This window comes from Streptococcus canis (assembly GCF_900636575.1).
Taxonomy (GTDB): domain Bacteria; phylum Bacillota; class Bacilli; order Lactobacillales; family Streptococcaceae; genus Streptococcus; species Streptococcus canis.
Genome location: NZ_LR134293.1, coordinates 149,696 through 162,387 on the forward strand (window position 1 = coordinate 149,696; position 12,692 = coordinate 162,387).

Sequence of the window (12,692 nt, forward strand, 5' to 3'; positions counted from 1 at the left end):
TTTGCTACTAAGAGCCCCTTTTCTTCCTCTCTTGGTTATTTTTAAACAGAGGTAAAGGAAAAGCGAGTGTTAAAACACTCACTTGCCTTAATTAATCATTTCTTCCAAAAATACGAAGAAGACTGATAAATAAGTTAATAAAGTCTAAGTACAAGCTTAAAGCCATAGCAACAGCCCAACCATCTCCTACCTGACCATTTGTCGCCTGATAAACATGCTTAATCATTTGATTATCTGAGGCAATAAGCCCAGAGAAAATCAAAACAGAAATAAGACTAATCACATAACTCATCATACCACTACCAATGAAGAGATTAATTAGACTGGCCACAATAATACCAATCAAGGCAGCAAACATAGCTTTTCTTAAACCAGTCATATCACGCTTGGTCTTAGCTCCAAGGACCGACATGGCAAAGAAAACAACAGCTGAAGAGACAAAAGCTTGAAAGACTGTTGTTTGCGTATAAACAACAATAATGAAACTTAGTGTAAAACCATTTAAGGCCGAATAAATGAGAAAGAGTGGCAAAGCAGCCGGTGTATTTTTACGAGCAGCTCCACTAGCCACAAAAACCAAAATCAGTTCACTAATTGCGGCCCCATAATAAACCATTGGGTGGTTGGTAATAATAGACACTAAGTTAGCTCTAAAGGGATAGAGCATCAAATAAGACACAAAAGCCGAGAGACCTATTCCCATCCCCACCAGACTATAAATTTTTGCAAAAAATTGATTCAGGCCTGCGTCTGATTGCGTATAAATGACTTGATTGTTCATAATAACTCCTTTATTTAACGATTATGACTTTGGAGAGTCTTGCGACGAAGAAACCGTCGATTGGACCACTTTTGTCTCAAAGGCGTCACCGCTTCCTTGACAGCCCAGTATTTGTCTACCATTGTCACAATATAACTTTCCTTGTAACGCGGAAAAGCAATGGTCGCTCCCCACATGTGTTTTAGAATGATATCCTCTTCTTTTTTATTGAGTTCTGTTAACTTTTTCGCATTTCGTACAGCAATACGAGGATGAACCCAAGCATGCCCCTTATTAAACTTGGTCACGCGCCAATCATAATAAAAGAAATCATGAAGCAAGCCGCCTCTGGCTGTACTTTTGGCATCCCAACCAAATCGCTTGGCTAATTTATAACTTGAATAAGAGACATTGACAGAATGTTCAAGGCGCGTTGAATGCTGGTGCTGAATAATATGACTCAATTTTTGAAAGCGAGGATGAGCAATCAAATGACCGACGTGTTCCATATACTCTTTATCTTCTGTGTAATGCATAACATAATCACCTCACGTCATTATTATACCATATTAGCTTAAATCAAGCTGAAAATGAGGATTCCTGCTGCTACGGCAACATTCAAACTTTCCGCCTGACCAGGCATCATAATATGCACCAGTTGGTCAGCCATAGTTGCCATCTCTTCACTTATGCCACTTCCCTCATTCCCCATCACCAAAGCCAACCTTTCATAATGTGGAAGGCTTTTATAATCAACAGATTCCTTTGATAGGGTTGTTGCTAGAATAGGCGTTTTATATTCTTGCAGCTCTCGACAAAGCTGATAGACATCCGTTCGCCAAATTGGCAAATGAAAATGGCTACCTTGCATGGAACGTAGGGTTTTTTGATTATAAATATCTGCTGATTTTTCAGAAAGAAAGACCCCATCGAACCGAGCGGCATCTGCTGTTCGAATGATCGTACCAAGATTCCCTGGGTCTTGGACGTCCTCCAAAATCAAGTATTTCCCTCGATAGTCTGTTGGCAGAGTCAACTCTGGCATTTCTACCTCAGCAACAATGCCTTGTGGACTAGGAGAATCAGTTAACTCCTTGAGCACTTCCGAACTAACCATAACTAGCTCTTGCTCACTTGCTAGACGCTCCACCATTTCCTCTAAAACAAAGATATGGCGAAAAACCTGTCCTGATTTTTTGGCCTCTTCAAAGAGGTGCCAACCTTCAATCAAATAGGAGTGTTTTCGATGCTTTTTCTGCAATAATTTTTTTGTTTGCTTAATTAATTGATTTGCTTTTGATGTAATAACCATGCGCCTATTATATCATACACGACAGTATTTGAAAGCTTAAACTTCTTAGAAGGTCAATCCTTAACTATTTCAATGTTTTCAGTATATGCAAAAGGCCACCTCCAAATCCTTCTTCTGGCACAGGGGACACGAGTTTGCCAGCGCGATCACTGAAAATATGCGTTTGGGATGCTCTAATACCAAATTCTTCCATAGCCTTATCTTCACAATCAACATAAACAGGATAAGTAATGCTTTCTTTTTTAGCAGCTGTTAGAATCGCTGCCTTGGTATCATCGGCAGGCTTCTTATTTTTTAATGCCTTATCTTTAGGCAAGGTGACTGATAAAAAGAGCAACTCTTTGTCTTGTTTAATCTGTTGATAAACCTTTTCTAATTCGGGTATCTCATAGCGACAAGCCCTACACCAATTATCCCAAATTATCCCAAACATTTATGCAAACTTTTTCCTCTTGACATCACTATGCTTAACAACTTGTCCATCTGAAGTCTTTACCTGAAAATTTGGAACCATTTTTCCAGCCTTTTCACCAACCTATCCTGCTAACAACCTCAAATAAACAGAAAAGACTGGGAAAACATAGGACAAAAAGATAAAAAGCCTTCTACAAATAAGGCCAAGTAGTGTACAATACCTACTTGGTCCTCTCTTGCTTTGCATCTCTATTCTAATACAATAACCAAAGCCAGCAAGTAGCAGATGGGATTTCCTGCTAAGCATGTGGTATAATAATGACGAGGAGGTCCTTCTTATGCAAAAAGTTCGCTTACTGGTCTCTGGTCGCGTTCAGGGAGTTGGTTTTCGCTATGCCACCTATGCCTTAGCCTTAGAAATGGGAGATATTTACGGTCGTGTTTGGAATAACAGCGATGGTACCGTTGAAGTTCTAGCCCAATCTCAATATTCAGATAAAATAGCCAAATTTATTCAAGAGGTCCGTAAAGGACCATCTAAATGGGCAAAAGTCACTTATGTAGATGTTACCTTGGCTAATTTCGAAGACTTTCAGGATTTTAGAATAGGCAATTAAAAATCGGACTTCAGAACTATTGTGAATTTCTGAAAAAAACAGTAAAATAGATAAGTATATTAAAAACTAAAGGATAAATACATTGAAACTAAAATTAAATCGCATCCTCTTTTCAGGACTAGCACTGTCCATCCTGTTCACCTTGACAGGCTGTGTGGGAAGAGACGCTCACGGAAATCCAAAAGGTATGGTTTGGGAATTTCTTGGAAAACCCATGTCCTACTTTATTAATTACTTTGCAAACAATGCAGGACTAGGTTATGGGCTTGCTATTATCATTGTTACCATTGTCGTGAGAACACTTATCTTACCTCTGGGACTTTACCAATCTTGGAAGGCAAGTTATCAATCTGAGAAAATGGCCTTCTTAAAACCTGTCTTTGAACCAATCAACAAACGCATCAAACAGGCAAGTAGTCAAGAAGAAAAAATGGCTGCGCAAACAGAATTAATGACTGCTCAGCGTGCTCATGGCATCAACCCTCTTGGAGGAATTGGCTGTTTGCCACTTCTGATTCAAATGCCATTCTTTTCTGCCATGTATTTTGCCGCTCAGTATACCAAAGGTGTCTCAACAAGTACCTTTATGGGAATTGATCTTGGTAGTCGTAGTTTAGTCTTAACGGCAATTATTGCTGCCCTTTACTTCTTCCAATCATGGTTATCAATGATGGCTGTTTCAGAAGAACAACGTGAGCAAATGAAGACGATGATGTACACCATGCCTATCATGATGATTTTCATGTCCTTCTCACTTCCTGCTGGTGTTGGCCTTTACTGGCTAGTTGGTGGTTTCTTTAGTATTATTCAGCAGTTAATCACAACTTACTTCTTGAAACCTCGCTTGCATAAGCAAATCGAAGAAGAGTACGCTAAGAACCCGCCTAAGGCATATCAAGCCACAGCTCCTCGTAAGGATGTGACCCCTTCACAAGATATGGCACAAGCGATCATGACTAAAAAAGCAAAATCAAACCGTAATGCTGGAAAACAGCGAAAACGTTAAGAAAGGTAAAAAAAGACTAGCACGGTTAAAGTGCTGGTCTTTTCTCTTGTCCTTCAATAATCATTGAAAACAATCTCTGACCTGTAATCCTCTTGACTCATCACTGATGCCACCAATGCTTGCCTTGCCATAAGTTAATCTCACTTGAAGATACTAAAAAAGCCATTAGCGGCCAAAACACTTAATGGTTAGGCAAATAATGACTTTGTGTGATTAATTCGTTTTTTCAACACTGATGATTTCAACATCATAAGTAGCAGCTGGTGATTCGATTCTCACCTTATCCCCTGTTTTCTTTCCAATCAAGGCTTGAGCAATTGGACTCTCGTTTGAAATTTTTCCTGAAAAAATATCTGCTCCTGCAGCACCAACAATATGATAAGTATCTTTATCTGTAGTGCCTACTTCTTGAACAACAACCGTTTTACCGATAGCAACTTCATCCTTAGCGACAGCATCGCTATCGATAATCTCAGCATAGCGAATTTTAGTTTCAAGGGTTGAAATTTGACCTTCAACAAAGGCTTGTTCATCTTTAGCAGCATCGTACTCAGAGTTTTCTGAAAGATCCCCATAAGAACGTGCGATTTTAATACGTTCTACAACTTCAGGGCGACGAACAAGCTTTAATTCTTCTAATTCTTTCTCAAGTTGTTCTTTTTCGGTTAGGGTCATTGGGTAGGTTTTTTCAGCCATGGTTGTTTTCTCTTTTCTTTTTCTTTTTAACGAATCAGAAATACAAACATGATGCCTAGACATCATGTTTGTATTTACTGAATTTGACTATTTACATATTTCTCAACATTTGCAGAATGTTCTTCAAATGTTTTTGCGTAGTAAACTTCACCAGTATGGACATTGGCCACAAAGTATAAGTAATCCGTTGAAGCTGGGTTTAGGGTCGCTTCAATAGCAGAAAGCCCTGAGGCATCAACTGGACCAGGCATCAATCCTGTATTGGTATAAATATTATAAGGAGAATTGATGGTTGTGTCAATAGTCGCATCCTCAGCTAGGGTCGTTTTTTCGCCAAGTTTCCCCATAGCATACAAGATGGCAATGTTTGATTGTAAGGCCATGCCATTGTTAAGGCGATTGTAAAAGACGCTGGCAATCTGACGTCTATCATCATCTGTCGCTCCTTCTTTTTCAACCAAAGATGCCAAGGTCAACACCTCATTGACCGTCTTGCCACTTGCTGCAATTTGGTCATAGTAAGGGGCTAAAGTAGCATCTGTAGTCGCTAACATGTCTTCTACAAGATCTGTCATTGTGGTTTCTTTGTAGTAGTTATAAGTCGCTGGGAAAAGGTAACCTTCCAAACGGTAAACTGCAGCTTCTTTTGTCGGAATATTTGCTAGTAACCTAGGATGTTTTTTCACCATATCTTGAATAAAAGCTTCGTCTGTTACCAAATCCAAGAAGTCTTTTTCATGAAATGGTGTTTTAGCGTTTTTGCTTCTTCCTTTACTGTTGCGTTCAACAGCTTTGGCAATTTGCTTAATGGTATAGCCTTCTGGGATAAGAATTTTCCCAAGCGAAGGCTTGGTAGGCTCTGCTGTTCCACCTTCTTGCAAGGCTTTGGCGATTTCTTCCAAGCTCATGTTTTTTTGCAGGTTGTAGTAACCGCTCTGAAAATTCGTAAAGTTTTTAAATTTAGTATAAAAACTAAAAACAGTGCTATTTTTAATCAGACCGTCTTTTTGAAGAATCTGTCCAATTAATTTATTCCCTGATCCTGATGGAATTTCAACTTGGACAAATTCCTTGCTGTTTTTATCAACAGGGTTGAGGGCGCTATAAACATAAACGGTCCCTGCCAGACCAATACCTAAGATGGCAAGGATAATTGAACTAATCAAAATAGTTGAAATCTTTTTAGCCATTCGATCGGTCTGTTGGCGTTTGTTTGCTGTTCGTCTCACGGCATCGCCTTTCTCAGTTGTTCGTTGTCCTTGAGTGGCTTCAGGAATAATGTCTTGAGAAACCTCTTTTTCCTGAATGGTTTCACTGTCTTTTGCTAAAGAAGACATCTCCTGATCGACTAGACCTTCTCTAGTCCTATCCTCATTGAAGTCAACTGTCCTGGACGCTAGCAAGTCTTCCTGAGTAGCCAGCTTATCCTCTAAAGGGAGCTTTTTAGTTAGCTTTTCATCTGTTGCAGTATTCGATGTCTCTGCTTTCTTCTTTAAGAAATCTTGCCTTTTATATTCAGCATAAAGCTGGGCTGTGCGTCGAGCTGCTTCTTTAGCTTCTAATTCTTTTTGAAAAAGCTCTTCTTCTTTTTCTTTTCTGATTTGATTTGCTTTTTCCAACTCAGCAAGAATCTGTTCTTTAAAACTTCGTTGCTGGTTTTGTTGCTCATCATCCTTAAAATCGGTCAAAGCCAATCCTCCTAAATATAATCAACCGCCATTATAACTTAAAAGCACTATAAATGCAATTAAATCACGTGTTTGTTACCTATTCTTAACAAATAAGCAGTTAAGCTAACTTCTATTTAGGGTTTCCAAATCATTTGATACCAAACGGCACCACCATGCTCTGATTCTGAAAGACCTTGATTGCTAAAACCGTTCATCTCGTAATAGGGAATAAGGTAATCATGACAAGTCAAAATAATGCCTTCCCTTTCCTGAGTTACTGCTAAATCTTTCATAGCCGCCAAAAGAGCAATTCCAATTCCCTGTTGCTGAAAAGCCTTATCAATTGAGAGGCTGGTAATGGCAATATAGCCACCCTTTTGTGGGTTCTCTTTAACACCGTGAAAGAGATGATCTTGTAAAATTGGCTTAGCAATAGCTGGACCCTCAATATAACCGACAAGTTTTTGGTCAATAAGAGCCACTAAAAAAGTATCAGGGATAAGCCGGGTCCGCTCTCTAATAACTTCCTTTGTAGTCGCTTCCTGCGGCGAAAAATTATCATGCTCAATAGCGCTAATGGCTTCCCAATCAGATTCTTGGACTTGTCTAATTAACATCTTAAACTCCTTTAGGACGAGAAAACCTGCCTGGGGCAGGAATTTTTATTGATTATTTTTGGTGAGGTTTGCAAGTAATTCTTCAAAGGAGCGTTCGTACAACTGAATATCTCCAGCTCCCATAAAGACATAAACGGCATTGTCATGGTCAAGTAGAGGTGAAACGTTTTCGACTGTCACTACCTGAGATGGCTTGATAATCTTAGCCGCTAGGTCTTCGACCTTAACTTCCCCTTTGTCCACTTCACGAGCAGAACCGTAAATTTGTGCAAGATAAACACTGTCAGCTTCATTTAAAGCTAGGGCAAAATCATCTAGCAAGGCAATGGTTCGTGTAAAGGTATGCGGCTGGAAAACGGCCACAATTTCTTTACTTGGGTACTTTTGTCTAGCCGCATCAATCGTTGCAACAATTTCTGTTGGGTGATGGGCAAAATCATCAATAATAATGGTGTCATTGATAATTTTCTCTGTAAAACGGCGCTTCACACCCGAGAACGTTTTAAGATGCTCTGCCACTAGAGCCATGTCAATCCCAGCGACAAAAAGGTTGGCAATAACCGCTGTAGCGTTTAAAATATTATGGCGTCCATAGGCAGGGACATGAAACAGACCAATCACTTTACCATCGTGTTTAACCTTAAAATCTGAACCATTTGTGGTACGTGTAATGTCGAAAGCCACAAAATCATTTCCAGCTTCAAAACCGTAGTAGTAAATCGGAGCATCGGCTGTGATTTTCTTTAATTCCTCATCTTCACCATAGACAAACAAGGCTTTCTTCACCTGCTTAGCATAGTCATTAAAAGCATTTCGCACATCATCAATCCCTGTAAAATAGTCAGGATGGTCAAAATCAATATTAGTAATGATGGAATACTCTGGATGATAAGGCATGAAATGACGCTCATATTCATCTGATTCAAAGACAAAATATTGGGCCTTAGCCGAACCACGACCAGTACCATCACCGATGAGGTAAGAGGTATCTGTAATGTTTTTTAAAACGTGTGACAATAAACCAGTGGTAGAGGTTTTGCCATGGGCACCCGCCACACCAAAACTGATAAATTGTTTCATAAACTCCCCTAAGAACTCATGATAACGTTTGAAAGGAATGTGATGGTGAATAGCGTAAGCTACTTCATTATTATTATCTTCACGAAAGGCATTTCCTGCAATAAGTTCCATATCCTCAGTGATATTATCCTCACTGAATGGGAGAAGGGTGATGCCAGCTTTTTCTAAACCACGCTGGGTGAAATAATACTTTTCCACATCACTTCCCTGCACCTTATGTCCCATCTGATGCAACATAAGGGCTAGGGCACTCATTCCTGACCCTTTAATTCCGATAAAATGATAAGTTTTTGACATCTTAACTCCTTTGTTATCCTGCTTTCACCTAGTCATTTCCCTTTATTCAAGGTCTTCAAAGCGACTTAGATTAAGCTCTTGCGCAATTGTTTTTTCCCGTTGTTCTCTAGTTTCTTTGCTATTATAAATTTGACTGCGCTTTAAAAAATCATAATTATTTTTCTTGGCAGAACCTTGCTGTGACGGATTTTGAGGCTCTTTGTACTCACGAGGAAGCTCTGCTAAAATATAATTTTCTTGATGAAACTTATTGGTAAAACGGCTCATTTCTGTCACTGGCTTCTCTTTAGGGAGGGGAGACTCAATTGAATGGCTTTTCTTAGTGACTTGCTTAGAAACATAGGGCCTGTCTTTTGCAAGGTAGGCCTGTCTTTTTTTCTTGAGATCTTTCTTTGCTTTTTGACGTGCCTCTTTGGCATAACTACGGCCTTCATTAATGGTTTGAAGACGGTGAGTTGAAAGGGATTGGTGAGAGGTTATTTGATCCGCAAATTGATAATTTTTGGTGACATCATCATAATCCTTGTCTTGATAATAGCCATGGATATTGGTGATGAGGTCTTCGTTGTCATACAAAGCCATTTGCTTAGCTGTATCAATAATCGGAACACCATCTGCAACCAGAGGAAATTGATTGTTTGTCATCCTTTTTTTGCTTCTCCCTTCTTGTAGCATTCCCTATTATAACGTAAATACTCTTATTTTTCAAAGTATTCCTATATCATTCTATCCAGCAAACAACTTAGTAAAATGGTCAAGTCAGAAATTCCTGGTCTTCCCAAACTGACATCGACAACTCTGCCCTTTTTGGCTATTTGAACTATTGAAAAGCTAAATTTTACTTTTTTATTTTCAACTCATTTAAATCATCACAAAAAGCCAGTTTCTACCTGCGAAACTGGCTTTTTTGACTAGGATTCTAGTCCTAAAATTTCTTTAATTTCTTCAATAGACATGCTTGCGCGACTCTCATTACCGTCCAAGACGGTGGTTACCAAGTGACGCTTACTTTCTTGTAATTCTAAAATCTTTTCTTCGATTGTTCCTCGAGTAATCAAACGGTAAACTTCTACATTACTTTCCTGACCAATACGATGGGCGCGACTGATGGCCTGCATTTCAACAGCAGGGTTCCACCACAAGTCAATCAAAATAACTGTATCCGCCCCTGTTAGATTGAGCCCAACTCCACCTGCTTTGAGGGAAATCAAGAAGGCGTCCTTGGAGCCGTTATTAAAGGCTCGGGTCATTTCTTGTCGTTCATTAGCAGGGGTAGATCCTGTCATTTGATAAGAGGTCAATCCTAGAGCGTCCATTTCTTGCTTGGCTAAATCCAGCATTCCCCTAAATTGAGAGAAAACCAATGCACGGTGGCCGTTTTCCTTGATTTGCAGTAATAAAGTTCTCAAACTGTCTACCTTACCACTTTCTCCATCATAAGTCATAAAGAGGCTCGGGGTATCACAAATCTGCCTCAAGCGAGTAATCCCTGATAGAATTTCAATCTTACGACAGTTAATATCAGCATCACTGGCCGTACGAACCTGATCTTGCATCTGCCTTAACTGTGCCAAATAGATAGCTTTCTGACTATCGGTCATTTCGTTTGCATAAGTCATTTCAATCAAATCAGGTAATTCTGGTAAGACGTCTTCCTTTTTACGACGCATGATAAAAGGCTTGATGTAACGCGACACTTGCTTGGCACTCATTTTCAAAAAATCTTTCTTAGCTGGAAGAAGACCTGGTAAAACAATTTGGAAAATGGACCAAATTTCTAACAATTTATTTTCAATGGGAGTTCCGGAAAGGGCAAAGCAATTTGTGGCATTAAAAGCACGCAAACATTGTGCAATTTTCGTCTGAGCATTCTTAATCAGTTGCGCTTCATCTAAAATAAGATAATCATACTGAAAATCTTGGTAGGCTTCAAAATCCTGCCTAAAAGAGGAGTAGCTGGTAATGGTTATTTGGTGACCCTCTTGAATGATTTGGTCTCTAACCTGTTTAAGCCCATAAGAGACGACAACATCTAGCTGAGGAGTGAATTTTTGACACTCGTCCAACCAATTGTAAATCAGGCTTGACGGCGACAAAATGAGTACCTTACTATCTGGTCTTAACTGACTTGATAAGAAAGCAATGGTTTGGAGAGTTTTTCCAAGCCCCATGTCATCTGCCAAAACACCTCCAAAACCATAATGGTCTAACATCGACAACCACTGAATTCCTTGACGTTGGTAGTCCCTCACCTGTGCCTGAACCGCCGGAGGTTTTACAGCAAACGTTTCTGGATGTTGCAAATGATGCGCTAATTCTTCCAACTCTTTTGAAAAGTGCACAGAAGTCATGCCATCAAAGAGCTGTGACACCTGCAATGCTGCAATGCCATCCAGTTGCATGTGACCATTTTTCAATTGTCTAGCCCGTAATTCTTGCAGGCTCTGACTAATCTTTTGCGTCTCATCATCAAATACAACCAGTTGCCCTGTTTGGCTCACAAAGTAGGGATTATTTTGGAAAAGGGCAGTCAAGGCATCATCAATATCATCTTCGACAATGGTGGAAAAATCAAAGGAAATATCCAGTAAGCCCCCCTTACGCTCAATCGCAATTCTAGGTGTTTCTTTAAATCGTAATCCCTGTACGGCTGAACTGACTTGCACAGTTCCTAAACGTTCAAAATAAGGAAGTATCTCTGCGAAAAAAGCATACCGGTCTTCTGTGCTAACTAGACGTTTTTTAGAATAAAATTGAGGAGAAAAGCCACAGGCTTTTAGAGAGCGATTGATTTTTTCTTCTTTCTTGTAATTACTGGCAAAAGGCAAATGAGCTAAACTTGCTTTATCACTGACTTGGTAATTGCCATAATCAAACATAAGCTGGCAGCTAACCTCATCTTGAGTTGCCAAGTCAAATTGGAAGGTTACATCAAAGTCTCGAATGGTGAAACTTTTAGGTGCCTGAACGATTCCAATTTGTTTAAAGTCAAGTAGGCTAGCAGCCAATTTAGCCTGATCAACCAAGTCAAAATGAATATGCTTAGCCAAGTCGGCCTCAATGGGCAAGCTACGAATAGCCTGAACCATTTTTCGTTGCTTTAACGTCAAGTGATAAAAGGTATCTTGATAAAGAAGATAATCATTATCAAAGAGGTATTGCACATTTTTTTCAGTAATTTGCAATTCAATAGATTTGCGGTGCACTTCCACTTTAAACTCATAAAGGCCTGCCTCTGCTTCCAAAGGACGGACAAAAAGATGATGATAGGTTTGAGAAGGTCCCTCAAAAGTAAAGTCATAAAGAGAAGTTAAAAGGTGAATGCCTTCTTCAAAAAAACCACTAGGTAAGCGCAAATACCTTGCATGATTTGGAAAAATGCTATCGTTATCCCCTTTGTCAGCATCAGACGCCAGGCGCCATAAAAACTCAATGAGGTCTTGACTGGAAGGGTCAAACTGCAGCCATGAGAGTTGTTCAAAATAATTTTTCCCAATTTGATAAAATCCTTCTTTTTTAACAAGCTGCAAAAAACCTTTAATATCTCGAATCACATAAGAACGCTCATCTGGCAAACGATTGATTTTCAGACTCCACCAGTAATCTGACGAAAAAGGGCTTCGACTACCAAGAGCAGACAGCCTATATTTAACAGAATCATCTTCATTCATAGCTAAATTATCCAAAAAGAGACTACCAAAAGAAGTCATTTTTTGAGTTTCTGCTTTTGTTTCCGTTTGACCAGTCAAGTGCTCCAAAAAACGCTTCCCTTCTTGGTTATTCTTCAAAAAATACTCGACAGCCGCGATATGCTTACAATATTGTCTTGCCTTAAAGGTATCACATTGACAAGTAATATCCTCATCGTCAGCACCATACTGCACCTGATAGGGATCAACTTCCACTTGAAGAAGCCCTTCTTTTTCATCTAGCAGTGTGACTAAACCTTGTTCATAAAGCTCAATCCCCTCATTCCGTACACGTCCTGGAATTAATCTAGCCATATTTTCCCCACCTTTTTGCTTATCCTTTGATTATAACAAAAATCACATGAGATTTCTTGTAAAAATCCTTTTTCCTGTCTTCTTTGTTTGCTACTAATCCCTCATCTGCACCCTTAAAGGTATCATAAAAAGGATTGTCTCCTGTAACATACAGAACACAATCCTTATCAGCAACTAATAATGTCTTTTTTAGTTATCACCTTAGCTGATGCTCGTTTC

The 12,692-nt window shown here is 39.4% G+C and carries 11 protein-coding genes and 2 pseudogenes; 2 read left to right on the forward strand and 11 right to left on the reverse strand.

Annotated features, from left to right (window positions below):
• Positions 1-91 precede the first annotated feature (91 nt).
• From EL097_RS00755 to EL097_RS00770, 4 genes are all read right to left on the reverse strand, one after another.
• Complete coding sequence (locus EL097_RS00755) at positions 92-781, reverse strand: Bax inhibitor-1/YccA family protein (protein WP_003046796.1); 690 nt, start codon at positions 779-781, stop codon at positions 92-94.
• A gap of 14 nt (positions 782-795) precedes the next feature.
• Positions 796-1,296, reverse strand: a complete 501-nt coding sequence (locus EL097_RS00760) for an HD domain-containing protein (protein ID WP_003046793.1) — start codon at positions 1,294-1,296, stop codon at positions 796-798.
• A 38-nt stretch (positions 1,297-1,334) separates the two neighbouring features.
• Positions 1,335-2,072 carry a TrmH family RNA methyltransferase gene (locus EL097_RS00765; RefSeq protein ID WP_003046791.1) on the reverse strand — a complete coding sequence of 246 codons (738 nt, stop codon included), beginning with the start codon at positions 2,070-2,072 and terminating at the stop codon, positions 1,335-1,337.
• 64 nt (positions 2,073-2,136) lie between these two features.
• On the reverse strand, positions 2,137-2,505 hold the full coding sequence (locus EL097_RS00770) for a TlpA family protein disulfide reductase (protein ID WP_003046789.1): 369 nt from the start codon (positions 2,503-2,505) through the stop codon (positions 2,137-2,139).
• Positions 2,506-2,824: 319 nt separating this feature from the next.
• Between EL097_RS00770 and EL097_RS00775 the strand changes: the two genes are divergently transcribed.
• Both EL097_RS00775 and yidC read left to right on the forward strand, forming a co-directional pair.
• Positions 2,825-3,103, forward strand: coding sequence for an acylphosphatase (locus EL097_RS00775; RefSeq protein ID WP_003046786.1), 279 nt, complete (start codon positions 2,825-2,827; stop codon positions 3,101-3,103).
• Positions 3,104-3,185: 82 nt separating this feature from the next.
• Positions 3,186-4,109 carry a membrane protein insertase YidC gene (gene yidC, locus EL097_RS00780; RefSeq protein WP_003046785.1) on the forward strand — a complete coding sequence of 308 codons (924 nt, stop codon included), beginning with the start codon at positions 3,186-3,188 and terminating at the stop codon, positions 4,107-4,109.
• 213 nt (positions 4,110-4,322) lie between these two features.
• On the opposite strand, the gene greA is transcribed toward yidC, so the two are convergent.
• From greA to EL097_RS00810, 7 genes and pseudogenes are all read right to left on the reverse strand, one after another.
• Positions 4,323-4,805: a transcription elongation factor GreA gene (greA, locus tag EL097_RS00785; protein WP_003046783.1), complete on the reverse strand. Its 483-nt coding sequence runs from the start codon at positions 4,803-4,805 to the stop codon at positions 4,323-4,325.
• 74 nt (positions 4,806-4,879) lie between these two features.
• A pseudogene (gene mltG / locus EL097_RS00790) lies at positions 4,880-6,058 on the reverse strand (endolytic transglycosylase MltG); the annotation flags it as partial.
• Positions 6,059-6,297: 239 nt separating this feature from the next.
• Positions 6,298-6,499 (reverse strand): annotated as a pseudogene (locus EL097_RS11175) (endolytic transglycosylase MltG); the annotation flags it as partial.
• 110 nt (positions 6,500-6,609) lie between these two features.
• Entirely contained in the window at positions 6,610-7,092 is a 483-nt protein-coding gene (locus tag EL097_RS00795; RefSeq protein ID WP_003046782.1) for a GNAT family N-acetyltransferase, read from the reverse strand.
• 45 nt (positions 7,093-7,137) lie between these two features.
• A complete protein-coding gene (murC, locus tag EL097_RS00800) occupies positions 7,138-8,469 on the reverse strand; it encodes a UDP-N-acetylmuramate--L-alanine ligase (protein ID WP_003046780.1) in 1,332 nt (443 codons plus the stop codon).
• 42 nt (positions 8,470-8,511) lie between these two features.
• Positions 8,512-9,114: a hypothetical protein gene (locus EL097_RS00805; RefSeq protein WP_003046777.1), complete on the reverse strand. Its 603-nt coding sequence runs from the start codon at positions 9,112-9,114 to the stop codon at positions 8,512-8,514.
• A gap of 266 nt (positions 9,115-9,380) precedes the next feature.
• Positions 9,381-12,473 carry a DEAD/DEAH box helicase gene (locus tag EL097_RS00810; protein WP_003046774.1) on the reverse strand — a complete coding sequence of 1,031 codons (3,093 nt, stop codon included), beginning with the start codon at positions 12,471-12,473 and terminating at the stop codon, positions 9,381-9,383.
• Positions 12,474-12,692 lie beyond the last annotated feature (219 nt).

Coding starts and splice junctions, on each gene's coding strand:
- EL097_RS00775 (WP_003046786.1), top strand. CDS start 2,825: ATGCAAAAAGTTCGCTTACTGGTCTCTGGTCGCGTTCAGGGAGTTGGT.
- EL097_RS00765 (WP_003046791.1), bottom strand. CDS start 2,072: ATGGTTATTACATCAAAAGCAAATCAATTAATTAAGCAAACAAAAAAA.
- EL097_RS00760 (WP_003046793.1), bottom strand. CDS start 1,296: ATGCATTACACAGAAGATAAAGAGTATATGGAACACGTCGGTCATTTG.
- EL097_RS00795 (WP_003046782.1), bottom strand. CDS start 7,092: ATGTTAATTAGACAAGTCCAAGAATCTGATTGGGAAGCCATTAGCGCT.
- EL097_RS00770 (WP_003046789.1), bottom strand. CDS start 2,505: ATGTTTGGGATAATTTGGGATAATTGGTGTAGGGCTTGTCGCTATGAG.
- EL097_RS00755 (WP_003046796.1), bottom strand. CDS start 781: ATGAACAATCAAGTCATTTATACGCAATCAGACGCAGGCCTGAATCAA.
- murC (WP_003046780.1), bottom strand. CDS start 8,469: ATGTCAAAAACTTATCATTTTATCGGAATTAAAGGGTCAGGAATGAGT.
- greA (WP_003046783.1), bottom strand. CDS start 4,805: ATGGCTGAAAAAACCTACCCAATGACCCTAACCGAAAAAGAACAACTT.
- EL097_RS00805 (WP_003046777.1), bottom strand. CDS start 9,114: ATGACAAACAATCAATTTCCTCTGGTTGCAGATGGTGTTCCGATTATT.
- EL097_RS00810 (WP_003046774.1), bottom strand. CDS start 12,473: ATGGCTAGATTAATTCCAGGACGTGTACGGAATGAGGGGATTGAGCTT.